We start from the raw sequence: 24,058 nt of genomic DNA on the forward strand, positions 1-24,058 counted from the left end.
GGAGGGGGCGGGGCGGGGGGGGTCATAAAGCGCCGGACTGGTTTGTGGGGGTTGGGGTGGGGTGTGTCCTCAAGCGCCGGACGGGCTGGATTCGGCTGGGCGGGGTGGGTGGGTCGGCTCGGAGGGTGGGGTGGGCGCTACTCGATCTCCGCGATCAGGTCGTCCTCCGTCGCGCCCCGGCGCCAGTACCCCGTGAACTTGACCGCCTTGCGGTCGAATCGGCGGTCGCCGACCAGGTGGCGGCGGAGGGCGCGTACGTTCGCGGATTCGCCCGCGATCCAGGCGTAGGGGGTGCCGGTCGGCAGGTCCGCGGTGCGTACGGCTTCCAGGACGGCGTTGTCCTGGGGGTTCTCGCGGACCAGCCAGGTGATGTCGGCGTCGGCCTTGGTGGGGAGGGGCTGGGCGTCCTCCGCGCCGGGGACCTCGATCCAGACCTTGGCGGGGGTGTCGGCCGGGAGCTGGGCGAGGATGCCGGCGATGGCCGGGAGCGCCGTCTCGTCGCCGGTGAGCAGGGTCCAGTCGGTGCCGGGCGGCGGGCGGAAGTCGACGCCGCCGTTGTCCTCCTCGACCGGGCCGAGCACGGCGACGCGGTCGCCGGGGCGGGCGGTACGGGCCCAGGAGGAGGCCGGGCCGTCCGTGGCGCCCGCCGGGGCGTGGTCGCCGCCGTGCAGGGCGAAGTCGACGTCCAGCTCGTCGGGGTCGCGCCGCTGGTCGCGGACCGTGTACGTACGCATGACCGCCCGTACGGCCGGGTCCATCTCGCGCCAGGCGGCGAACCAGCCGTCGCCCAGGTCGTCGGGGAGCACGGGGGCGTCCTGGCCGGGGCGCGGGAGGAAGAGTTTGAAGCGCTGGTCGCGGCCGCCGCTGGCGAAGGCGGACAGGTCGTCGCCGGTGAAGGTGACGCGGACCATGGCGGGGCTGAGCCGTTCGGCGCGTAGGACGCGCACGTCGAAGAAGCGGAAGGGCGTGGCGGGCATGCGGGCGTGCTCCTCTCGGGTACCGGGCTGTGCTGCGTGGGCGGCGCCGGGCCGGGGCCCGGTGCCGCGGCCGGTCAGGTGACCTTCTTGGCCTTCTCGACGGCGGCGGCGAGGTCTTCGAGGACCGGGGCGCAGCCGGCGTAGGAGTACCGCGGTTCGCTGAGCCACGGGACGACCTGCCCGGCCTTGACGGCGGGGAGCTTGGCCCAAGTGGGCTTGGCCGCGAGGTCCTTGGGCTGGAGGGTGGCGGTGCGGTTGTCGAGGAGGATCAGGTCCGCCGGGTACTTGTCGGCGTTCTCCCAGCTGAGGTTCTCGAAGAAGCCGCCGGTGACCTTGGAGGGGACGATGATGTCGAGGCCGAGCTCCTTGAAGAAGCTGAGGTCGGCGTAGACGGTCGGGTCGGAGACGTACAGGAGGTTGGCGCTGCCGGAGGCGGCGAGGACCTTGAGGCCCTTCTTCGCCTTCGCGGCCTTGCGGAGCCGCTCGGCGGCCTTCTCGAACCGGGCCTTGGCGTCGGTGACCTTCTTGTCCTTGAGGTCCGCGCCGAGGGATTCGGCGAGCGCCGCGTAGCGCCGGACGGGCTCCAGGAGCGGGGTGTGGGAGGTGGTGATGCCGACGCTGGGGGCCAGGGCGAGGATCTTCTTCTTGCTCTCCTCGGGGACGGCCCACAGGTCGTGGTCCTGGATCATGTTGGTGACCAGCAGGTCGGGGGAGAGCGCCGCGTACTTCTCGACGCTGAACTCGCCGAAGGCGTTGCCGAGGATGGTGACCTTGTCGACGTCGATGTCACCGGCCTGCGGGTCGGGCTTGCCGTTCTTGAGCTTGGTGGGGCCGAAGACGCCGACGCAGTCGATGCCGAAGTCGTGCAGGGCCGCGGCCGCGCCGGTGAAGGCGACGATATTCTTCGGGGTGTGGTCGGCCTTCACCGTCTCGCCGCGGTCGTCCTTGAACGTCCACGGGCCGCTGTCCTTTTTCGAGGAGCCCGACGATGAGCTGCCGCCCCCGCAGGCGGTGAGCAGGGCGCCGATGGAGACGGCGCCGCCCGCGGCGAGGAGGCCGCGGCGGGACAGGATGAGGGTGCGGGGGTTGCTCATGGGGGATGTGCTTCTCTCCTGGAGGGCAATTGTCAGGTTAGGCTAACCTAACTGGGTGTTGGTCGACAGTCCCCCCGAATCCCGTGCCGCCCCGGAGGCCGTGCCCCGGAGCCGCAACGCCACCCGCGCGGCCGGACTGCTCGCCGCGGTGGGCGTGCTGCTGCTGGTCGTCGTGGCGAGCATCGCCGTCGGCGCCAAGCAGATCCCGGTCGACCAGGTCTGGCACGGCCTGTTCCACTACTCCGGCACCGACGCGGACGTCGTCATCCGGGACGTACGGCTGCCGCGCACGCTGCTCGGCGTGCTGGCCGGCGCGGCGCTCGGTCTCGCGGGCGCGGTCATGCAGGCGCTCACCCGCAATCCGCTCGCCGAACCCGGCATCCTCGGCGTCAACGCGGGCGCCGCCGCCGCCGTCGTCTCCGCCATCAGCTTCCTCGGCGTCACCTCGCTGACCGGGTACGTCTGGTTCGCGTTCCTCGGCGCCGGGGCCGTCTCGGTCGCCGTGTACGTACTGGGGGGCAGCCGCAGCGCGACGCCCGTACGGCTCGCGCTCGCGGGCACCGCCGTGACCGCCGCGCTCTTCGGGTACGTCAACTCCGTACAGCTCATGGACAACGCGGCCCTCGACAAGCTGCGCTTCTGGACGGTCGGCTCGCTGGCCTCCGCCAACGGCGGCATCGTCGCGCGGATCGCGCCGTTCATCCTGGTCGGCGTGGTGCTCGCGCTCGCCCTCGCCCGGCCGCTGAACGCCGTGGCGCTCGGCGACGACACCGCGCGGGCGCTCGGCGCCGACCTGACCCGCACCCGCGTCCTCGCGATGCTCGCGGTCACCCTGCTGTGCGGGGCCGCGACGGCCGCCTGCGGGCCGATCGTCTTCATCGGGCTGATGGTGCCGCACGTGGTACGGGCGATCACCGGCCCCGACATGCGCTGGACCCTGCCATACGCGGCGGTGCTCGCGCCCGTCCTGCTGCTCGGCACGGACATCGTCGGGCGCGTCGTCGCCCGGCCCTCCGAGCTCCAGGTCGGCATCGTGACGGCGGTGATCGGCGGACCCGTCTTCATCTATCTCGTACGCCGACGGAAGATGGCGCACCTGTGAACAGCGCACCCCTGCACCGCGCGGACGCGGAAGAGGACGGAGCCGTGACGGACGGCGCCGCGCCCGGAACGGCCCCCGAGGGCCGCCTCCGGACGAAGGCGGTACGCACCCCCGGCGGCCTCTCCTTCCGCCTCGACGCCCGCGCCGCGCTCGTCTCGCTGCTGCTCGTGGCCGTCGCCCTCGCCGCGTCCGTCGTCCTGATCGGCATCGGCGACTTCCCGATGTCGACCGCCGACGTCCTGCGGACGCTGACCGGCGGCGGCACCGCCGCCCAGGAGTTCATCGTCCAGGACCTGCGGCTGCCGCGGGCCCTGGTGGCCCTGCTCGTCGGCGCCGCGTTCGGGATGGCGGGCGCGGTCTTCCAGTCCGTCGCCCGCAACCCGCTGGGCAGCCCGGACGTGATCGGTTTCGGCCAGGGCTCGACGGTCGGCGCGCTCACCGTCATCGTCCTCCTCCACGGCAGCACCTACGCGGTCTCCGCCGGTTCGATCGTCGGCGGGCTGGTCACCGGGGTCGCCATCTACGCGCTCGCCTGGAAGAAGGGCGTGCACGGCTACCGCCTCGTCCTCATCGGCATCGGCGCCGCCGCCATGCTCACCGGCCTCATCGGCTATCTGCTCATCGAGGCCAACCCCTCCGACGCCTCCCGGTCGGTGGCGTGGATGGTCGGCTCCCTCAGCGGCCGGGACTGGGAACAGGTCCGGCCGCTGCTGATCGTGTGCGCGGTGCTCTTCCCGGTCGTGTTCGGCCACGGCCGGAGCCTGAAGATGCTGGAGATGGGGGACGACGCCGCGTACGCGCTCGGGGTGCGGGTGGAGCGGACCCGGCTCGTGCTCATGCTCGCCGCGGTGCTGCTGACCGCCGCCGCCACCGCGGCCGCCGGGCCCGTCGCCTTCATCGCCCTGGCGGCGCCCCAGCTCGCCCGGCGGCTGACCCGCGCGCCGGGCCCCAATCTGGCGGCCGCCGCCTGCATGGGCGCGGCCCTGCTCGTCACCGCCGACTGGGCCTCACAGTGGATCTTCGGCGCCGACCGGCTGCCGGTCGGCGCGCTGACCGGGATGCTGGGCGGCTGCTACCTGCTGTGGCTGCTGTTCACCGAGCGCAGGGCGGGGCGGATATGACCAGTGCGGACGCACACCCTGCGGATACGAGCGGGACGGGTACGAGCGAGGCGCGTACGGGCGGTACGGACGTACCCGCGACAGGCGCACGCGCCCCGGAAACCACCAGCAACAGGAGAGATACCGTGAGCCGTCTTGCGGCCGAGTCCGTCACCCTCGCCTACGACCAGCGCGTCATCGCGGAGAACCTCTCCGTCGCGATACCCGACAACTCCTTCACCGTCATCGTCGGGCCCAACGCCTGCGGCAAGTCCACGCTGCTGCGCGCCCTCTCCCGGATGCTCAAGCCCGCCGCCGGCTCCGTGCTGCTGGACGGGCAGGCCATCGGCTCGTACCCGGCCAAGAAGGTCGCCCGTACGCTCGGGCTGCTCCCGCAGTCCTCGGTGGCGCCCGACGGCATCACGGTCGGCGACCTCGTCGCCCGCGGCCGGTACCCGCACCAGGGCGTGCTGCGGCAGTGGTCGGCGGACGACGAGCGCGTCGTCGACGAGTCGATGGCGGCGACCGGCGTCGGCGCCCTCGCCGACCGCTACGTCGACGAGCTCTCCGGCGGCCAGCGGCAGCGCGTATGGATCGCCATGGCGCTCGCCCAGCAGACCCCGCTGCTGCTTCTCGACGAGCCCACCACCTTCCTCGACATCCAGCACCAGATCGAGGTGCTCGACCTGTGCGCCCAGCTCCACGAGGAGCAGGGGCGGACGCTGGTGGCCGTCCTGCACGACCTCAACCACGCCGCCCGCTACGCGACGCACCTGATCGCCATGCGCGACGGGCGGATCGTCGCCGAGGGGGAACCGGCCGAGGTCGTCACGGCGCGGCTGGTGGAGGACGTCTTCGGGCTGCGCTGCCAGGTCATCGACGACCCGGAGACCAACACCCCGCTGGTGGTGCCCGCCGCCCGCGAGGCGCGCACGCCCGGGGAGCGGGTGGCCAAGGCCAAGGCCCGTACGGCCCAGGGCCAGGCCGTCACAGCAGGGAGCGCAGCCGCAGCACGTCCCTGAGGCCCGCCTGGAGCTTGACCCGGCCGCCGGCCCACGCCTTCGCGAAGTTCAGCTCGCCGCCCACCAGGGCCACCAGGTCGTCGCCGGTCATCGCGAGCCCGATGTCGGCGCGGCCGGGCGGCGGGCCGGGCACGGCCGTGACGTCCTCGATGCGGCCGCCCGCGAGCCGGCCCACGAAGGTGGTGCCGAGGTCGGTGAGGTGGCAGCTGAGCGAGCGGTTGAGCGCGGCGGCGGTGCGCAGGTCGCCGTCCGCCCCCGCGAGGTTCTCCGCCAGCCGGTCGAGCGCGCCCCGGCACTCCTCGATGGTCGCCATTGTGATCGACGGTACCCCAGGGGCCGCCCGTACCGGGGTTCCCGGAGCGGGAAAAGGCCCGTTCCGGGGTAGCGTCGGAACCATGACCGATCCGATGACCGGCGGCGCGCCGGGGCCGGAGCACGAGCCGGAGCCAGAGGGCGATTCGCCCGTGGACGACGGGCGGCTCGGGGACGCCCAGTCGCCCGCGGGCGCACCGCCGCGGGCGGACGACGGACCGCGGCCGCTCGGCGTCCACCGCACCCCCACCGGCAACGCCGACGTGGACGCCCAGCTGGCCCGGCTCGCCGACGCCGACCACCTCGCGGCGAGCGGGCACCTTGAGGTGTACGAGGATGTACACCGGGGACTGCGCGACGCGCTGACCGCGCTCGACCAGCGCCCCGGGCCTCCCGCGCCCTCCGGTCCGTACGACAACAGGAGCTGAACCACACGTGGCAGTGGCACGTGGCAAGAACAGCCACCACAGCGGGCGCGGCCGGCTCGCGCGGCTCGACGCCGAACTGGTGCGCCGCAAGCTCGCCCGCTCGCGCGAGCACGCGAGCCAGCTGATCGCGGCCGGCCGGGTGACCGTGGCCGGCGCCACCGCGACCAAGCCGGCCACCCAGGTGGAGACCAGCGCGGCCCTGGTCGTCGCCAAGGATGACGACGACCCCGAGTACGTCTCGCGCGGCGGGCACAAGCTCGCGGGCGCGCTGGCCGCCTTCGGGCCGCTGGGCCTCACCGTCGAGGGCCGCCGGGCGCTCGACGCCGGGGCCTCTACGGGCGGCTTCACCGACGTGCTGCTCCGGGCCGGGGCGGCGCGCGTCGTCGCCGTGGACGTCGGGTACGGGCAGCTCGCCTGGTCGTTGCAGAGCGATGAGCGGGTCACCGTCAAGGACCGTACGAACGTACGCGAGCTGACGCTGGAGCACATCGACGGCGAACCCGTCGACGTGGTCGTCGGCGACCTCTCCTTCATCCCGCTGGGGCTGGTGCTGCCCGCGCTCGTGCGCTGCGCGGCGCCCGACGCGGACCTCGTGCTGATGGTCAAGCCGCAGTTCGAGGTGGGCAAGGAGCGGCTCGGCAGCGGCGGCGTCGTGCGCAGCGCGAAGCTGCGCGCCGAGGCGGTACGGGCCGTGGGGGAGCGGGCCGCGGCGCTCGGCCTCGGCGTTCTCGGCGTGACCGCGAGCCCGCTGCCGGGGCCGTCCGGGAATGTCGAGTACTTTCTGTGGCTGCGTGCCGGTGCGCCCGAACTGGACCCGGCCGACGTTGACCGTGCCGTGGCGGAGGGGCCTCGTTGACCACATCACAAGCAGCTTCAGCAGCAGCGTCGCCGGCAGCCGACGAACAGCGCACCGTCTTCCTGCTGGCCCACACCGGCCGCCCCGCGGCCATCCGAAGCGCCGAACTCGTCGTACAGGGGCTGCTGCGCTGCGGCATCCGGGTCCGGGTCCTCGCCGGCGAGGCCGCGGACCTGCCGCTGCCCGCCGAAGTGGAGCTGGTCGAGGCCGGACCGCAGACGCCGGACGTCCTGGCGGGGTGCGAGCTGCTGGTCGTCCTGGGGGGCGACGGCACGCTGCTGCGCGGCGCGGAGTTCGCCCGCGTCTCCGGAGTGCCGATGCTCGGCGTCAACCTCGGCCGGGTCGGGTTCCTCGCCGAGGCCGAGCGCGACGACCTCGACAAGGTCGTGGACCGCGTCGCGACGCGGGCGTACGAGGTCGAGGAGCGGATGACGCTCGACGTCCTCGTCCGCAACGACGGACACGTCGTCCACACGGACTGGGCCTGGAACGAGGCGTCGGTCGAGAAGGCCGCGCGCGAACGGCTGCTGGAGGTCGTGACGGAGGTCGACGGGCGGCCCGTCTCCCGCTTCGGCGGCGACGGGGTGGTCTGCGCGACCCCGACCGGGTCCACCGCCTACGCGTTCTCGGCGGGCGGCCCGGTGGTGTGGCCGGAGGTGGAGGCGCTGCTGATGGTGCCGATCAGCGCGCACGCGCTGTTCGCCAAGCCGCTGGTCACCGCGCCCGACTCGGTGCTCGCGGTCGAGGTGCAGCCGCAGACCCCGCACGGGGTGCTGTGGTGCGACGGCCGCCGCACCGTCGAACTGCCCGCGGGCGCGCGGGTGGAGGTGCGGCGCGGCGCGGTGCCGGTGCGGCTGGCGCGGCTGCACCACGCGTCCTTCACGGACCGGCTCGTGGCGAAGTTCGCGCTGCCGGTCGCCGGGTGGCGGGGGGCGCCGCAGTAGTGCCAGGGCGCTCCGCTGAGAGCCGCGCCCCGTGAGGGCTGGTGCGTCGGCTGCGGGCTCGTTGTGGCTGGTCGCGCGGTTCCTCGCGCCCCTGGTGGGGTGGGGTGGTGCGCTGGGGTTTCACGTGTTCGCCGGGGTGCTGGCGGTTCGGTGTGTCGGCTGCGGGTTTGTTGTGGCTGGTCGCGGGGTTCCTCGCGCCCCTGGCGGGGCGCTGTGGTGCGCCGGGTTTTCACGTGATTGTCGGGGCAGCGTGGTGCGCCGGAGTTTCACAGGGCTGTGATCGCGCGGTGGCGCAGGCTCGCCAGTACCGGCACGCCGGTGGACAGCAGTGTCAGGGCCAGGGTGCCGCCCGCTATCGAGGCGGCCGCCGGCCACGGCAGGTGGGGGAGCGCGGAGCCGTACGCGGTGCGGAGGATGGGGGCGAGGGTGAGCAGGGCGACGGCCGTGCCGATGAGCAGCGCGGTCAGGGCCACCACCAGCGCCTCCCAAGCGGCCATGGTGCGCAGTTGGCCAGGGGCGGTGCCGACCACGCGGAGCAGGGCGAGGTCGCGTCGGCGCTCGAAGGTGATCATGGCGAGGGTGTTGGCGGCGGCGATGGCGGCGAAGGCCGCGTACAGGCTGGTGCCGGTGTAGTCGAGCCACACCTCGCCGGGGCTGCCCGCCGACCCGGTGCGGTACGCCGCCGTCGTGTGCACGGCGATCTTCGTGACGCCGAAGCCGACCACGAGGGTCAGCGGGACCACCGCCGCCGCGAACCGTCGCGTCTGCGAGACGACGTTGATCATCGCCAGCTCCGCGGCGCTGCCGAACGGCCGGGTGACGCGCGCGGCCAGCCACGCCGCGGGGCCGATGATCCGCGGCCCGAGCAGCCCCACCCCCGCGCAGAACAGGATCAGCACCAGGAACGCCGACTGGCCCGCCTTCTCGGCCGGCAGCGTGGAGACCACCGCGCTCAGCACGCCGCCGCCGGCCAGCGCGAGCACCCCGAGCGGGGTACGGACCACCCCGAGCCCCCGCCGCCCCGAGGCGGCCTCCGCCAGGGCCTTCGCGGGGCGCAGCCAGGTGAACCGGGCGGCGGCGCCCATGCCCGCCAGCGCCGACGTCACGGCGGCGACCGCCAGGCAGACCGGCAGCGCGACCAGGGTGAAGCGGAAGCGCACCTCCGACGGGATCAGCCCGTGCCCGGCCAGCGCCGCGAACCACCAGCGCGCCACCAGGACGCCGAGCCCGAACCCCGCCGCCGCCGACGGGACCGCGGCGGCGAGCGCCTGTACGGCCACGGCGCGCCGCAGTTGCCGGGGCCGGGCGCCGATCGCCCGCAGCATCGCGAACTCGCGGTGCTGCTGGGCCACGGCCGTGCCCATGGTCGACACGATCACGAATATCGACAGATAGACCGAGCCGATCAGCATGACGAGGGCCATGCTGCCCACGCCGTTCGCGTCCAGGGCCCGGCGGGCGGCCGGAGACAGGCCGTCGGCGCCGGTGGCCGCCATCATGGTCGTCGACGCGCTGACGACCGTAGCGGCGAACAGCGCGGCGACGGCGGTGCCGGCGAAGGCGGGCCGGTGGCCGCGCAGGGCGGCGCGCGCCAGTCCGTTGGGCATGGAGGAACCTCTCGCGATGAGCATGATCGAAGTGCTGTCCACTCTCCGTCCCGCGATAGCGCCAGGGCCATGGAGCACCCACCCCGAACAGGGGTGGGGCTGTCCCCAGGGCGTCCCCAGGGCGTTCCCGGTGGGTTCCCGGTGGGTTCCCAGCGCGTCCCCGGGGAGTCTCCAGAGCGCTCCCAGGGGCGCTCCGAGGCAGTGCGCGAGCGCCCGTGCGGCGGCTCTCCGCACTCGTGCTCAGGGGCGCACCCAGGGGGTGGCCGTCGCACGCCGGCCCCGGAACCTCGTATGGTCGTATCCGTGTTGGAGGAGATGCGGATTCGTTCACTGGGCGTCATTGATGACGCCGTCGTCGAGCTGTCACCCGGTTTCACCGCGGTGACCGGCGAGACCGGCGCCGGCAAGACCATGGTCGTCACCAGCCTCGGCCTGCTGCTCGGCGGACGCGCCGACCCCGCCCTCGTGCGGATCGGGGCCAAGGCCGCGGTGGTGGAGGGACGGATCGTCGTCGCGGACGGCTCGGCCGCGGCCGTACGGGCCGTGGAGGCGGGCGCCGAACTCGACGACGGCGCGCTCCTGATCAGCCGCACGCTCTCCGCCGAGGGCCGCTCCCGCGCCCACGTGGGCGGCCGGAGCGTCCCCGTGGGGCTCCTCGCGGAGCTGGCGGACGACCTCGTCGCCGTACACGGCCAGACCGACCAGCAGGGGCTGCTGCGCCCGGCGCGGCAGCGTGAGGCGCTCGACCGGTACGCGGGGGACGCGGTGGCGGCGCCGCTCGCGAAGTACTCCGGCGCGTACCGGCGGCTGCGGGCCATCGCGGCCGAGCTGGAGGAGCTGACCACGCGCGCCCGGGAGCGCGCCCAGGAGGCGGGGCTGCTGCGGTTCGGCCTCGACGAGGTCGCCGCCGTCGAACCGCTCCCCGGCGAGGACGCCGAACTCGCCGCCGAGGCCGAGCGCCTCGGCCACGCCGAGTCCCTGGCCTCCGCCGCGGCGATCGCCCACGCCGCGCTCGCCGGGAACCCCGAGGACCCGGAGGGCGTCGACGCCACCACCCTCGCCGGCGGCGCGCACCGCGCCCTGGAGGCCGTACGCGCCCACGACCCGGCCCTCGCGGCCCTCGCCGACCGGCTCGGCGAGGTCGGCATCCTGCTCGCCGACGTCGCGGGCGAGCTGGCCGGCTACGCCGACAACCTGGACGCCGACCCGCTGCGGCTCGCGGCCGTGGAGGAGCGCCGCGCGGCGCTCACCGGGCTGACGCGCAAGTACGGGGAGGACATCGCCGCCGTCCTGGCCTGGGCCGAGGAGAGCGCCGCGCGCCTCACCGACCTGGAAGGCGACGACGACCGGATCGCCGAACTCACCGGGGAGCGCGACGCGCTGCGCGCCGAACTCGGCGGGCTGGCGCAGGCCCTCACGGACGCCCGTACCGAAGCGGCGCAGCGATTCGCCGGGGCGGTCACCGCGGAACTGGCGGAGCTGGCCATGCCGCACGCGCGGGTGTCCTTCGAGATCCGGCAGGCGCCCGCCGCCGACGAGGAATCCGGCATCGAGGTGGGCGGGCGGGCCGTCGCGTACGGTCCGCACGGCGCCGACGATGTCGAACTCCACCTCGCCCCGCACCCCGGCGCGCAGCCCCGGCCGATCGCCAAGGGCGCGTCCGGCGGCGAGCTGTCGCGGGTGATGCTCGCCGTCGAGGTGGTCTTCGCGGGCTCGGACCCCGTGCCGACGTACCTCTTCGACGAGGTCGACGCGGGCGTCGGCGGCAAGGCGGCCGTCGAGGTGGGCCGCCGCCTCGCCCGGCTCGCCAAGTCCGCGCAGGTCGTGGTGGTCACCCACCTGCCGCAGGTCGCCGCCTTCGCCGACCGGCACCTGGTGGTGGAGAAGACGAACGACGGCTCCGTGACGCGCAGCGGCGTCCAGGCGATGACCGGCGAGGACCGGGTCCGCGAGCTGTCCCGGATGCTGGCGGGCCAGGAGGACTCGGAGCTGGCGCGGGCGCACGCCGAGGAGCTGCTGGCGGCGGCGCGCACGGGAGGCTGAGGAGTACGCGCGCAGGGCTATCGGGTCCTACGGGGAAAGAGCCGCCGCAAACTCACCCATGTGACTGATTTTGTGGACGTACGGGCGAGGTGACGCCGCAAACCGGCGGCGACGGTGACCGGATGTCGGCGCGGGCTGGCATCCTGGCCCCAGCGCACTCGGCGTACGGACGCGGTCGGTCCGGACGCGCACGAGCGCTCCCGGTCCGCACGCCTTCGATCCGCACACCTGTGATCCCGAATGCCTCCGACCCGTACAACCCTCCGGCCCGTACACCACTCTGCTCCGTACAACCCTCCGACCCGTACAACCCTCTGATCCGAATGACTTCGACCCGAACGCCTTCGATCCGAACGCCGTCGAGCCGACTCAGGAGCTCCACCCGCGTGAGCAGCACACCGGCACCACCGCACGGGCAGCAGCCACTGCACGCCGTCCAGGTGCTGGGCACGGGCAGCTCGGGCAGCGGCGCGCACGTCAGATCGCTGGCCGCGGGGCTCGTCGCGCGCGGGCTGCGGATCACCGTCTGCGCACCGCGAGGAGCGGGCGACGGATACGGATTCGAGGACGCCGGGGCGGGTTTCACGCCGCTGCGGACGCGTACGGACCCGGGCGCCGTCGCCGCGTTGCGGGCCGCGTGCGCGGAGGCCGACGTCGTGCACGCGCACGGGCTGCGCTCCGGGCTGCTCGCCTCGCTGGCGCTGCGCGGCAGGCCGACGCCGCTGGTCGTCACCTGGCACACCAAGCCCGCCGCGGACGGCGCGCGCGCCCGCCTCGTGCGCCTGACCGAGCGCAGGGTGGCGCGCGCCGCCGCCGTCGTGCTCGGCGCGTCCTCCGACCTCGTGGAGCGCGCCCGCGGGCGAGGGGCGCGCGACGCCCGGCTCGCGCCGGTGGCGCTGCCCGTGCCGTGCACCGTGCCGGACGCGGAGGCCGACCCCTCCGGGCACAAGACCCGGGCGGAAATCGGCGCCGTGGGCCGCCCGTTGCTGCTGGCCGTCGGCCGGCTGGACGCGGGCCGGGGCTACGACACGCTGCTGGACGCCGCGCGCTCCTGGCGCGCGCTCGACCCCGAACCGCTGCTCGTCATCGCCGGAGAGGGCGGCCGGCGCGCCGAGTTGCAGCGCCGCATCGAGGCGGAGTCGCTGCCGGTGCTGCTGCTGGGCTGCCGCGAGGACGTACCGGACCTGCTGGCCGCCGCCGACCTCGCCGTACTGCCGAGCCGCTGGGAGGCGCGCTCCCTCCTGGCCCACGAGGCGCTGCACGCGGGCGTGCCGCTGGTCGCCACGGCCGTCGGCGGGGTGCCGGAACTGGTCGGCGACGCCGCCGAACTGGTCCCCTACGGCGACGCGGACGCCCTCGCGGCAGCGGTCACCGGCCTTCTCGCGGACCCCGGCCGGCGGGCCGAACTGGCGAGTGCCGGGCGGATTCGGGCGGCGGGCTGGCCGACGGAGGACGACACCGTCGCCCAAGTGCTCAGCGTCTATGACGAATTGGCGCAACGCCGGACGAACTGACGCGAGGTCGTGGGGTTACGGCGGGCATTTCGCGTTGACGCCGTTCCGGTCTGGTTCGGTCTGGTTCGGTCGGGTCTTGGCGGGCGATGGGTTTTCGGCCGCGCCCGGCCCGGCCTCGGGGCCCGGCCTGGCCCGCGCCGGGCGGTTGTCCTTCGCGGCCCGAGCCGCCCCGCCCCGGCCCGACTCGCTCCGAGCCGGTCTCGGCGGGCGGCGGATCGGCATGAACGACCGGACCGCTCCGCCCTCTCAGTACCAGCGAGCAGCTCGGCCTGCCCGTAGCAGGGAACAGCGGTCCTTCGCCGAAGCCACGGCCGTGCCCTCCGACCCCAGCCCCCCCCTACTTCACATGGCGGCGGGCCCGGAGGGCCAGACTCAGTGCCAGGGCCGTCTGCGGGTCCTCCAGGTCGCTGCCCAGCAGGCGGGCGATACGGGCCAGGCGGTCGTACAGGGTCTGGCGGTTGAGGTGGAGTTCGCGGGCGGTCTCCGCCTTGCGGCCCGCGTGGGCCAGGTACGTCTCCAGGGTGGGCAGCAGCGGCGGGCGCGCCGAGCGGTCGTGGGCGAGCAGGGGGCCGATCACCCGGTCGACGAACGCCGTCAGGTCGCCGTGCGCGCGCAGCCGCCACAGCAGCAGGTCGACGTCCAGCCGCCGCACGTCGTGCCACGGCCGCGGCGCGAGCCCCTCGGCCGCCGTCGCGGCCTCCGCCGCGTGCCGCAGCCCCGCACCGGCGGCGGCCCAGCCGCCCGCCAGCCCCACGACGATCACCGGCCGGGACCCGGACCGTTCCGTCCAGGCCCGCTCGACCCCGGCCCGCAGCGCCGCCGCCACCCGTTCGGCGACGGCCGCCCGCTCGGTTTCCGCCCGCAGCCCGACCAGCAGCGGAAGCCGGCCCTCCGGCAGCCGCACCCCCAGCAGCACCGGGGCCCCGACCGCCGCCAACTCCTCCTGGACCGCGCACGCCAGCGCCGCCCAGCTGTCCGAAACGTCGAGGAACGCGGGCTCCGCGGCCGGCCGCAGCACGACCGGCAGCAGCGGGCCGTCCCCCGGCTTGAAGCCCAGCACCCGCGCCTGCGCGGGCGCGTCGGCGGCCTCGATCCGGCCCTCGGCCAGGTCGGCGAGGAAGTCGCCGCGCCCGCGCGCCGCCAACTCCTCCTCCTGGCGCGCCTGGAGGAGCACGACCGCCAGCAGCCCCGCCGTACGGTCGGCGGCGATCCGGTGTACGGGCGCCAGCGGGGCGTTCACCGGCAGTACGGTCAGCCGGGCCCGTACCGCGCCCGGCCCGTGCCCGCCGCCGGGGATGTCCGCGACGACGCTGCCCGCCGGCGGCTCGGGGCGCGGCGCCGCGCGCTGGGCCCGCAGCCCGTCCCACACCTGGAGCGGATCGGCCGACCCGGGCTGCGGGCCGGGCCCGGCCGCGTACAGGAGCCGCCCGTCGGGCGTCTCCAGGAAGACCGGATTCCCCGCGAACTCGGCGAACAGGCGCAGGATTTCGGGCACGCCCCCACCGTTCAGCAGCGCCTCCGTGCCGCGCCGGTGCACCTCTTCGGCGCGGCGCAACAGCGCGTAGTGCTCGTTGACGATCTCGGTGTGGATCTCCTCCGTCACCGCGACGAACGGCACTTCGCGGTGCAGCTGCACCAGCGGCAGCCCGTACGAGCGCGCCGTGTCGACGACGGCGGCGGGCAGCGCGGTGAACCGCCCGCCCAACTCGACGACGAGGGCCGCGATGTCCCGGTCCGCGAGCTTGCGCACGAAGGAGCGCTGCTCGGCGGGGCGGCTGCCCAGGCCGATGCCGGTGGTCAGCAGCAGTTCGCCGCCCTTGAGGAGCGCGGCGATGTTCGGGGTCTCCCCGGCGTGCACCCAGCGCACGGGCCGCTCCAGGCGGTCGGCGGCGGCCATGACCTCGGGGAGCCCGCGCCGCAGCGCGGGCAGTTCGAGGGCCCGGGCCACCGTGATCGTCCCCTGTGGGCCGGGGTCAGGGCCGTGCGGTTCCATGGTCGCAGACGGTACTCGGCCATGGACGAAAAGGGCATCCGACCAGGACCGCCACACCTGCTCAGTGCTGCCCATACGCTGTTGCGCATGACCGAAGCCGCCGACGCCCAGCAGACCCCGCCGACCACCGCCGAGCCGGGAGAGGCCGGGAAACCCGAGGGGGCCGAGGGGTTCGAGGAGCCCGGAAGCTCCATACCCGCCCCGCCCGACCTCGCCGCCGTCCAGCGGCGCACGGTCAAGGTCCTCATGTCGGCCCAGGTCGTCGCCGGCATCGGCATGGGCTCGATGCTCTCCTCGGGCGGCCTGCTCGTCGAGCACCTCACCGGCTCCGAGGGCGCCGCCGGGCTCGCCACCACCATGACCACCCTCGGCGCGGCGCTGCTGTCCGTACCGCTCGCCGCCCTCTCCCGGGCGCGGGGCCGCCGGTCCGGGCTCGGGCTCGGCTGGCTGATCGCGGCGGCCGGCGCCCTGACCGTGCTGGCCGCGGCGCGGCTCGGCTGGTTTCCGCTGATGCTCGCGGGCATGCTGCTCGTCGGCTCCGGCACCGCCGCCAACCTCCAGTCCCGCTACGCCGCCGCCGACCTCGCGACCTCCGCGACCCGCGCCCGCTCGCTGTCCCTCGTCGTCTGGTCCACGACCGTCGGCAGCGTGCTCGGGCCCAACCTGAGCGGCCCCGGCGAGGCGGTCGCCCGCGTCCTCGGGGTCCCGGAGGCGGCCGGCACCTTCGTCTTCTCCGTGGCGGCCTTCGTCGCCGGCTGGGCGGTCATCCGGCTCCGGCTCCGCCCGGACCCGCTGCTGCTGGCCGCGGGCCGGGACGCGGCGGCGGTCGCGGGCCCCGCCGTACGGCAGCCCGCGTTTTTCGCCCGTATGAGCACCGCCATGCGCCATGTGGCCACCCGGCCGGCTGCCCTGACCGGGTTGATCGCTCTGGTGATCGGCCACGCGGTGATGGTGTCGGTGATGACGATGACGCCCGTGCACCTCGCCCACCACGGGGCGTCCCTGAGCGTCGTCGGGTTCACGATCAGCCTGCACATCGCCGGGATGTACGCGCTGTCGCCGCTGGTGGGATGGGCCGCCGACCGGCTCGGCCGGGTGCCCGTGATCCTGCTGGGGCAGGCGTTCTACGTCGTCGCGACGCTCCTCGCGGGGACCTCCGGCGGCAGCCGCTGGGCGGTCACCGCCGGGCTCTTCCTGCTCGGCGTCGGCTGGTCGTGCGCCACGGTCGCGGGCTCCACGCTGCTCACCGAGTCCATCGACGCCGCACACCGCTCCGAGGTCCAAGGGGTGTCCGACACCCTCATGAACCTCGTCGGAGCGGCGGGCGGCGCGCTCTCCGGCGGCCTCGTGGCCCTCGTCGGCTACGGCGGCCTCAACGCCGCCGCAGCCGTGCTCGTCCTGCCCGTCAGCGCCTGCGCGCTGTTCTTCAGCCTACGAACGCGCTCGACGCTGTGAGCCGCAGCGCCGTGTCGATCAGCGGGACATGGCTGAACGCCTGCGGGAAATTGCCCACTTGACGCTGGAGCCGGGGGTCCCACTCCTCGGCGAGCAGCCCGAGGTCGTTGCGGAGCGAGAGCAGCTTCTCGAACAGCTTGCGAGCCTCGTCCACCCGGCCGATCATCGCGAGATCGTCGGCGAGCCAGAACGAGCAGGCGAGGAACGCGCCCTCGTCGCCCTCCAGCCCGTCCACGCCCGCGTCGTCGCCGCTCGTCGGGTAGCGCAGCACGAAGCCGTCCTCCGTCGACAGCTCCCGCTGGATCGCCTCGATGGTGCCGATGACCCGCTTGTCGTCCGGCGGCAGGAACCCCATCTGCGGGATGAGCAGCAAGGACGCGTCCAGCTCCTTCGACCCGTACGACTGGGTGAAGGTGTTGCGCTCCTTGTCGTACCCCTTCTCGCAGACGTCGCGGTGGATGTCGTCGCGCAGGTCGCGCCACTTCTCCAACGGGCCGTCCACATCACCCGATTCGATGAGCTTGATGGTCCGGTCGACCGCCACCCAGGCCATCACCTTCGAGTGCACGAAGTGCCGGCGCGGGCCGCGCACCTCCCAGATGCCCTCGTCCGGCTCGTCCCAGTGGGACTCCAGGTACTGGATCAGCTTGAGCTGGAGCACGCTCGCGTAGTCGTTGCGGGCCAGGCCCGTCATGTGCGCGAGGTGCAGCGCCTCGGTGACCTCGCCGTAGACGTCCAGCTGGAGCTGGCCGGCCGCGCCGTTGCCGATCCGCACCGGCCCGGACTCCTCGTACCCCGGCAGCCACGACAGCTCGGCCTCGCCCAGCTCCCGCTCGCCCGCGATCCCGTACATGATCTGCAGGTTCTCGGGGTCGCCGGCCACGGCCCGCAGCAGCCACTCGCGCCAGGCGCGGGCCTCCTCGCGGTAGCCCGTGCGCAGCAGCGAGGACAGGGTGATCGCCGCGTCCCGCAGCCAGGTGAAGCGGTAGTCCCAGTTGCGGGAGCCGCCGATGTCCTCGGGCAGCGAGGTGGTCGGCGCCGCCACGATGCCCCCGGTCGGGGCGTAGGTCAGCGCCTTGAGGGTGATGAGCGAACGTACGACGGCGTCCCGGTAGGGCCCGTGGTACGTACAGTGCTCCACCCACTCCCGCCAGAAGTCCTCCGTCGCCTCCAGCGCGCCCTCGGGTTCGGGCAGCGCCGGGGGCTCCTTGTGCGAGGGCTCCCAGCTGATGGTGAAAGCGACCCGTTCGCCCGGTGCGACGGTGAAGTCCGCATAGGTCGTCAGATCCTTGCCATAGGTCTCCGCTTCGGTGTCGAACCACACCGAGTCGGGACCGGCGACGGCCACCGTGCGGCCGTCCGCGCCCGTGTGCACCCACGGCACGACCCGGCCGTAGGAGAAGCGCATCCGCAGCGCGGAGCGCATCGGCACCCGTCCGCTGACGCCCTCCACGATCCGGATGAGCTGCGGCGCTCCGTCGCGCGGCGGCATGAAATCGATCACCCGGACCGTGCCGCGCGGGGTGTCCCACTCGGATTCCAGTACGAGTGAGTCGCCTCTGTAGCGGCGCCGGTCGGCCGGCGGCGGCGTGGCCCCGGACGCATGGACGGGGCCGATGCGCCAGAAGCCGTGCTCGTCGCTGCCGAGCAGGCCGGCGAAAACGGCATGGGAGTCGAAACGAGGGAGGCACAGCCAGTCGGCTGTTCCATCCCGGCAGACGAGGGCGGCGGTCTGCATATCGCCAATCAGTGCGTAATCCTCGATGCGCCCGGCCACGTGCATCTCCAGTCGAACGGCCACGTCGCCCCGAAGGGCTCTCTTGCGGTCAAGCGATCTTCGACGAGCTCTTGTTCCGGGAAGGGGCGGGGTAGTGCCATGCCGGCCGGCTCGCTGCTGTGTCCGTGCAGGATACGACGCCCAGTTGGTGTGACGCGCGACGGTCGGCGCAGGAACCTGAGCCGAATGGGTGGCCTGTGACCTCGCCACTACGCAGGGGTCCCCCCCCACCACTACGCAGGGGTCCCCACGCCGCTACGCAGGGCGCATGCCGTGCCGCCGGAAGTCGTCGGAAGCGACCGCCCCAGGTCGCTGATACCCTGGTAGCCCGTGGACCGGTGGGAGCAGAACCCCCGAACCGCAGCGACGGCGGCCCCCGAAAAACCGGGCTGACGCCGACTCGCACTTCACCTCGCGACCACGGGAGCCCCCTCTTGGCCATTGCCGCAAAGCCCACGACGACCAAGCACCTCTTCGTCACCGGGGGTGTCGCCTCCTCGCTCGGCAAGGGCCTCACCGCCTCCAGCCTGGGCGCGCTGCTCAAGGCCCGGGGCCTGCGGGTCACGATGCAGAAGCTCGACCCGTACCTGAACGTCGACCCGGGCACGATGAACCCGTTCCAGCACGGCGAGGTGTTCGTCACCAACGACGGCGCCGAGACCGACCTGGACATCGGCCACTACGAGCGCTTCCTCGACGTCGACCTCGACGGGTCCGCCAACGTCACCACCGGCCAGGTCTACTCCACCGTGATCGCCAAGGAGCGGCGCGGCGAGTACCTGGGCGACACGGTGCAGGTCATCCCGCACATCACCAACGAGATCAAGCACCGCGTCCGGCGGATGGCCACCGATGACGTCGACGTCGTCATCACCGAGGTCGGCGGCACCGTCGGCGACATCGAGTCGCTGCCGTTCCTGGAGGCCGTGCGCCAGACCCGCCACGAGGTCGGCCGCGACAACGTCTTCGTCGTGCACATCTCGCTGCTCCCGTACATCGGTCCGTCCGGCGAGCTGAAGACCAAGCCGACCCAGCACTCGGTCGCCGCCCTGCGCAACATCGGCATCCAGCCGGACGCCATCGTGCTGCGCGCCGACCGCGACGTGCCGACCGCCATCAAGCGCAAGATCTCGCTGATGTGCGACGTCGACGAGGACGCGGTGGTGGCCTGCAAGGACGCGCCGTCGATCTACGACATCCCGAAGGTGCTGCACACCGAGGGCCTGGACGCGTACGTGGTGCGCCGCCTCGACCTGCCGTTCCGGGACGTGGACTGGACCCAGTGGGACGACCTGCTCAAGCGCGTCCACGAGCCGAAGCACGAGGTCAAGGTCGCGCTGGTCGGCAAGTACATCGACCTGCCGGACGCCTACCTCTCGGTCACCGAGGCGATCCGGGCCGGCGGCTTCGCCAACCAGGCCCGCGTGAAGATCAAGTGGGTCACCTCCGACGACTGCACCACCCCGGCCGGCGCCCAGGAGCAGCTCGGCGACGTGGACGCGGTCTGCATCCCCGGCGGCTTCGGCGACCGCGGCGTCAACGGCAAGGTCGGCGCGATCACCTACGCCCGTGAACGCGGCATCCCGCTGCTCGGCCTCTGCCTGGGCCTCCAGTGCGTGGTCATCGAGGCGGCGCGCAACCTCGCGGGCATCGAGGGCGCCAACTCCACCGAGTTCGACCCGGCCACCGCCAACCCGGTCATCTCCACCATGGCCGAGCAGCTCGACATCGTCGCCGGCGACGGCGACATGGGCGGCACCATGCGGCTCGGCATGTACCCGGCGAAGCTCGCCGAGGGCTCCATCGTGCGCGAGACCTACGACGACCAGCCGTACGTGGAGGAGCGCCACCGCCACCGCTACGAGGTCAACAACTCCTACCGCGCGGACCTGGAGAAGAAGGCCGGACTCCAGTTCTCCGGCACCTCCCCGGACAACAAGCTGGTGGAGTACGTCGAGTACCCGCGCGACGTGCACCCCTACCTGGTCGCCACCCAGGCGCACCCGGAGCTGCGCTCCCGCCCGACCCGCCCGCACCCGCTCTTCGCGGGCCTGGTGAAGGCGGCCGTCAAGCGGCAGCAGGGCTGACCTATACGGTGGACCGGGGTGCGGGCGTTTTGCGGCCCCTGCCCCGGTTCCGTCGTTCAGGAGGACGTACATGGGTATCAAGGACACCGCCGCCGAGTGGCAGGTCACCGCGACCGCGACGCCGTTCGTCGGGAACAAGACCAGTGTCCGCACGGACGAGGTCGTCATGCCGGACGGCGCCGCCGTCAAGCGCGACTACCAGGTCCACCCCGGTTCCGTCGCCGTCCTCGCCCTCGACGACGAGCAGCGCGTCCTGGTCCTCAACCAGTACCGGCACCCGGTGCGGCACAAGCTCTGGGAGATCCCGGCCGGCCTCCTCGACATCCCTGGCGAGAACCCGCTGCACGCCGCCCAGCGCGAGCTGTACGAGGAGGCCCACGTCAAGGCCGAGGACTGGCGCGTCCTCACCGACGTCTACACCACGCCCGGCGGCTGCGACGAGGCCGTACGGATCTTCCTGGCCCGCGGCGTCTCCGAGGTGGAGGGCGAGCGGTTCGAGGTCTCCGAGGAGGAGGCCGACATGGAACTCGCCCGCGTTCCGCTCCCCGACCTCGTTCGCGGCGTCCTCGCCGGCGACCTCCACAACAACTGCCTGGTGGTAGGCGCCCTTTCGCTCCAGGCCGCGATGGCGGGCGACGGCCTCGACGCGCTCCGCCCCGCGGACGCACCGTGGCCGGCCAGGCCGTTCGAGGCCTAGCGGGCGTGGCCGCCCGCGGGTGCGGGGAGGGTGCCTGGGGCTGACGGCCGGCCTGGCCCCCGGCATGCGCTGGCCGGGGGCCCGAGGCCTGATTGCTTAAGCCCGTTCTGCTCGGGCCAGGGGCCTGACGCCTGCGGGCCCGACGCCTGCGGGCCCGAGGTCTGGTGGCTTCAGCCTGTTCTGCTTGGGTTGGGGGCCTGATGTCCGTGGGTCCGGTGGCCCGAGGGTTGATGGTTTCGGCTCGTTCTGCTCGGTCTGGCGTTCCGAGGGCCGGTGGCCCGAGGTCTGGTGGTCTCAGCCTGTTCTGCTCGGGTTGGGGCCCGATGCCCGCGGGCCCGGTGGCTTGATGACTCCCGCTCGTTCTGCTCGGCCGGCGGCCAGGGCCGGTAGTTCGGTGGGCGGTCTGCTCTGGCTGGGCCTGTCGTCGGGTGGTGGCTGTGGGTCGGTGGTCCGAGGCCGGGCGGGTGCGGACTGGCGATCCGATGGCGTTGGCGACGGCAGGCGATTCGCCCGGGGCGCGAGCTTTCGCGGTCCGGCGGTGGTATGCCGTGCGCGAGGTCGTCGTCAGCGGTTCGGCAGTCGGCTTGTGCTGGTCGGGGCCGCCGCCCGGTGGCGGTCACGGGCCCGGCGGCCCTGGCCGAGCGGCGCGGGCGGTAGCGGTGGTGCGCGACGCGCCCGCCCCGCTCAGCCAGGGCGCGCGAGTCCGCGACCCCGAGGCCGGGCCCGGGGAGGCCCGGTGTCGTTGGCAGGCCCAGCCGGAGGCGGCCCGGTGCGCTGATCCGATTGAGTGATCCGAGGGGCGTGCGCTGCCGGAGCGTCGGCGTCGAGTGAACTAGGCTCGTGAAGTTCCCGCTCGCAGCCGCGGCGGGCTCGTACGCGCAAGTGGACGGGAGCGTGGCGCGTGACGGATCAAGCGGTGGGGGAGCAGGGGGCCGCGTCGCGGCGGCCGTCCTCGGCGGGCCGCACGGCCACTGCCACCGCGGCGTCGCCGCGCACGTTCTACGGGCGGCAGCGCGAGCTGAAGGCGCTGCGGTCCGACATCGACCGGGCCGGGCTCGACACCATCTCCGGGCGCAAGACGCCCCGCAGCCGGGTGCTGCTCATCGCGGGCCGACCCGGCTCCGGGCGCAGCGCGCTCGCCGGGGAACTGGCCCGGCGGCTGGCCGGGGACTACCCGGACGGGGTGCTGCGGGCGCGGCTCACGGAGCCCGGCGGGGAGCCCGTACCGGTCGAGCGGGCCGCCCGCGAACTGCTCGGATCGCTCGGCGTGGGCTCGGTGCCCGGCGCCGGCGAGGACGAGCTGTCCGAGGCGCTGCGGACGGCGCTGGACAAGCGGCGCGTGCTGCTGCTGCTCGACGACGCGGCGAGCGCCGAGCAGGTCGACGCGCTGCTCCCGGACGCCCCGGACTCGCTGCTCGTGGCCGTCTCGCAGGGGCCGCTCACCGGGGTTCCGGACGTACGGCCGTGCACGCTGGGCGGGCTCGGCAAGGGCGCGGCCGTGGAGCTGATCGGGCGGTTCGCGGGTTCGACCCGCATCACCTGCGACCCGGTCTCCGCGGATTCCGTCGTGGAGGAGTGCGGCGGCCAGCCCGCCGCCCTGGTCCTGGTCGGCGGCTGGCTGGCGGCCCGCCCCAAGGCGTCCGTCGCCGACGTCGTCAAGCTGCTGCGGGAGATGCCGGCGGAGGAGGGGCAGGAGAGCGGCGGGCGTCCGCTGGCCCGCGCCTTCCGGCTCGCCTATGAATCGCTGCCCGCGCCCGCCGCCCGTATATTGCGGCTGCTCGCGCTCGCCCCGGCGGGGCTGGCCGACGCCCACACCGCTTCCGCGCTCGCCGGCTGCTCGCTGTCGGCGGCCCAGTCCACGCTGGAGGACTTCGTCGCGCAGGGGCTGCTGCACCAGGCGGACCCGCGGTCCCCGGCGGACCAGGATTCGGCCGTGCCGCCGCAGTACCAGGTGCCCGGCTCGCTGCACCCGATGCTGCGGGCGCTGCTCGCCGCGCAGGAGCGCCCGGCGGAGGCGGAGCTGGCCCGCGCGCGGATGCTGGAGCGGACCGTACGGCAGCTGCACTCGTGCCGGGCGATCACCGAGCCCGCGGATTCCGTGGCGCGCAAGCGGCTGGCCGAGGTGCCCCGCGCGCTGCGCTTCGGCTCCGCGGACGAGGCCGCGCGGTGGCTGCGGCTGCGCCGGCCCGCGCTGCTCGCGGCGGCCCGGCTCGCGGTGCGCGACGGCCAACTGGACACCCTGGCACGGCGGTTGGTGTCCGCGCTGGCGCGGGCGCTGACCGTCCATCAGGGGGCCGAGGAGGCCGCGCCGGAGCTCTACGGCCTCCACCAACTGGTCCTGGACGTCGCGGGGCGCCGCCGGATGCCGATGGAGAAGGCCGCCGCGCTGCTGAACCTGGGCGATCTGGACGCGCGGGCGAGCCGTACCGAGGGCGCGCTGGTCCGTTACCGGGAGGCGCTGGTGGCGGCGCGGGAGGCCGCGGACCCGTACGCCACGGGCCGTTCGCTGGAGTCCATCGCCGCCTCGTACCAGGAGATGGGCGACTGGCAGCGGGCCGCCGACTGGTACGGGCGGGCGCTGGAGCTGCGGCTGACCCGCGGCGAACTCGCCGACGAGGCGCGGCTGTACGGGCGGCTCGGCGCGGTGCACACCTACGCCGGGCGCTGGGGCGACGCGCTGCGCAACTGGCGGGCGGCGGCGGCCGCCTGCCGCAGGCTGCGGGATCTGCCCGGCCACGCGCGGGCGCTCAGCGAGACGGGCCGGGTACAGGAGTACGCGGGCCGGCCGCGGGAGGCGCTGCGGACCTGTCTGGAGGCGCTGGAGTGCGCGCGCGAGGCGGGCGACGTCCGGCTGCAGGCGGCGGTGCAGCTGAGGCTGGCGGACACCTTGGAGCGGCTCGGCGACCGGGCCGCGGCGCGGGTGCACCGGTCCGCGGCGGAGGCGCTGCTCGGCGCCCCGGTGGGCCCCGTGCGGGAAGCGGAAGGCGGAGCGCCACTCCCCGCCTACGAAATCAGTAGCTCATCTCGCGAAGATTAGTGCTTTGCAAGGC

At 74.1% G+C, this 24,058-nt stretch carries 18 protein-coding genes; 12 read left to right on the plus strand and 6 right to left on the minus strand.

The features are described 5' to 3' along the window. Positions 1–137: 137 nt before the first annotated feature. Positions 138–977 (minus strand): siderophore-interacting protein, encoded by an 840-nt coding sequence (locus tag AB0I22_RS37695; protein ID WP_363135546.1) that lies wholly within the window; start codon positions 975–977, stop codon positions 138–140. 74 nt (positions 978–1,051) lie between these two features. After that, a complete protein-coding gene (locus AB0I22_RS37700) occupies positions 1,052–2,071 on the minus strand; it encodes an ABC transporter substrate-binding protein (RefSeq protein ID WP_363135547.1) in 1,020 nt (339 codons plus the stop codon). Positions 2,072–2,126: 55 nt separating this feature from the next. Here AB0I22_RS37700 and AB0I22_RS37705 point away from each other — a divergent pair, with 55 nt between their 5' ends. The 3 genes from AB0I22_RS37705 (at position 2,127) to AB0I22_RS37715 (ending at position 5,295) form a co-directional block, all read left to right on the plus strand. Then, positions 2,127–3,173 (plus strand): iron chelate uptake ABC transporter family permease subunit, encoded by a 1,047-nt coding sequence (locus tag AB0I22_RS37705; RefSeq protein WP_363135548.1) that lies wholly within the window; start codon positions 2,127–2,129, stop codon positions 3,171–3,173. A 44-nt stretch (positions 3,174–3,217) separates the two neighbouring features. Beyond that, positions 3,218–4,294, plus strand: a complete 1,077-nt coding sequence (locus tag AB0I22_RS37710) for an iron chelate uptake ABC transporter family permease subunit (protein WP_363135569.1) — start codon at positions 3,218–3,220, stop codon at positions 4,292–4,294. Positions 4,295–4,419: 125 nt separating this feature from the next. Further along, positions 4,420–5,295, plus strand: coding sequence for an ABC transporter ATP-binding protein (locus AB0I22_RS37715; protein WP_363135549.1), 876 nt, complete (start codon positions 4,420–4,422; stop codon positions 5,293–5,295). Here the strand turns inward: AB0I22_RS37715 and AB0I22_RS37720 are convergent. Then, the gene (locus AB0I22_RS37720; protein WP_363135550.1) at positions 5,261–5,608 is read right to left on the minus strand and encodes an SCP2 sterol-binding domain-containing protein; all 348 of its coding nucleotides are present in this window, start codon (positions 5,606–5,608) and stop codon (positions 5,261–5,263) included. The genes AB0I22_RS37715 and AB0I22_RS37720 overlap by 35 nt on opposite strands. A gap of 82 nt (positions 5,609–5,690) precedes the next feature. Between AB0I22_RS37720 and AB0I22_RS37725 the strand changes: the two genes are divergently transcribed. From AB0I22_RS37725 to AB0I22_RS37735, 3 genes are read left to right on the plus strand one after another with little or no spacing between them, the layout of a single operon-like run. After that, positions 5,691–6,035 carry a hypothetical protein gene (locus AB0I22_RS37725; RefSeq protein ID WP_363135551.1) on the plus strand — a complete coding sequence of 115 codons (345 nt, stop codon included), beginning with the start codon at positions 5,691–5,693 and terminating at the stop codon, positions 6,033–6,035. Positions 6,036–6,048: 13 nt separating this feature from the next. Then, on the plus strand, positions 6,049–6,891 hold the full coding sequence (locus tag AB0I22_RS37730; RefSeq protein ID WP_363135570.1) for a TlyA family RNA methyltransferase: 843 nt from the start codon (positions 6,049–6,051) through the stop codon (positions 6,889–6,891). Further along, a complete protein-coding gene (locus AB0I22_RS37735) occupies positions 6,888–7,835 on the plus strand; it encodes an NAD kinase (protein ID WP_363135552.1) in 948 nt (315 codons plus the stop codon). The genes AB0I22_RS37730 and AB0I22_RS37735 overlap by 4 nt, the downstream gene beginning before the upstream one ends. A 266-nt stretch (positions 7,836–8,101) precedes the next feature. On the opposite strand, the gene AB0I22_RS37740 is transcribed toward AB0I22_RS37735, so the two are convergent. Further along, positions 8,102–9,442: an ABC transporter permease gene (locus AB0I22_RS37740; RefSeq protein WP_363135553.1), complete on the minus strand. Its 1,341-nt coding sequence runs from the start codon at positions 9,440–9,442 to the stop codon at positions 8,102–8,104. Positions 9,443–9,733: 291 nt separating this feature from the next. Here AB0I22_RS37740 and recN point away from each other — a divergent pair, with 291 nt between their 5' ends. Then, complete coding sequence (gene recN, locus AB0I22_RS37745; protein ID WP_363135554.1) at positions 9,734–11,485, plus strand: DNA repair protein RecN; 1,752 nt, start codon at positions 9,734–9,736, stop codon at positions 11,483–11,485. A gap of 386 nt (positions 11,486–11,871) precedes the next feature. Next, positions 11,872–12,999, plus strand: a complete 1,128-nt coding sequence (locus tag AB0I22_RS37750; protein ID WP_363135555.1) for a glycosyltransferase family 4 protein — start codon at positions 11,872–11,874, stop codon at positions 12,997–12,999. A gap of 337 nt (positions 13,000–13,336) precedes the next feature. On the opposite strand, the gene AB0I22_RS37755 is transcribed toward AB0I22_RS37750, so the two are convergent. After that, positions 13,337–14,992 (minus strand): PucR family transcriptional regulator, encoded by a 1,656-nt coding sequence (locus AB0I22_RS37755; RefSeq protein WP_363135556.1) that lies wholly within the window; start codon positions 14,990–14,992, stop codon positions 13,337–13,339. 87 nt (positions 14,993–15,079) lie between these two features. Here AB0I22_RS37755 and AB0I22_RS37760 point away from each other — a divergent pair, with 87 nt between their 5' ends. Continuing rightward, entirely contained in the window at positions 15,080–16,447 is a 1,368-nt protein-coding gene (locus tag AB0I22_RS37760; protein ID WP_363135557.1) for an MFS transporter, read from the plus strand. On the opposite strand, the gene AB0I22_RS37765 is transcribed toward AB0I22_RS37760, so the two are convergent. Then, complete coding sequence (locus AB0I22_RS37765) at positions 16,419–18,230, minus strand: glycoside hydrolase family 15 protein (RefSeq protein ID WP_363135571.1); 1,812 nt, start codon at positions 18,228–18,230, stop codon at positions 16,419–16,421. The genes AB0I22_RS37760 and AB0I22_RS37765 overlap by 29 nt on opposite strands. Before the next feature lie 428 nt (positions 18,231–18,658). Between AB0I22_RS37765 and AB0I22_RS37770 the strand changes: the two genes are divergently transcribed. The 3 genes from AB0I22_RS37770 (at position 18,659) to AB0I22_RS37780 (ending at position 24,045) form a co-directional block, all read left to right on the plus strand. Next, positions 18,659–20,311: a CTP synthase gene (locus tag AB0I22_RS37770; protein ID WP_363135558.1), complete on the plus strand. Its 1,653-nt coding sequence runs from the start codon at positions 18,659–18,661 to the stop codon at positions 20,309–20,311. A 70-nt stretch (positions 20,312–20,381) separates the two neighbouring features. Beyond that, positions 20,382–21,008 carry an NUDIX hydrolase gene (locus AB0I22_RS37775; RefSeq protein ID WP_363135559.1) on the plus strand — a complete coding sequence of 209 codons (627 nt, stop codon included), beginning with the start codon at positions 20,382–20,384 and terminating at the stop codon, positions 21,006–21,008. A gap of 901 nt (positions 21,009–21,909) precedes the next feature. Then, positions 21,910–24,045 carry a tetratricopeptide repeat protein gene (locus AB0I22_RS37780; protein ID WP_363135560.1) on the plus strand — a complete coding sequence of 712 codons (2,136 nt, stop codon included), beginning with the start codon at positions 21,910–21,912 and terminating at the stop codon, positions 24,043–24,045. Positions 24,046–24,058 lie beyond the last annotated feature (13 nt).

Source organism: Streptomyces sp. NPDC050610 (assembly GCF_040654875.1).
In the GTDB taxonomy this organism is placed as follows: Bacteria; Actinomycetota; Actinomycetes; order Streptomycetales; family Streptomycetaceae; genus Streptomyces.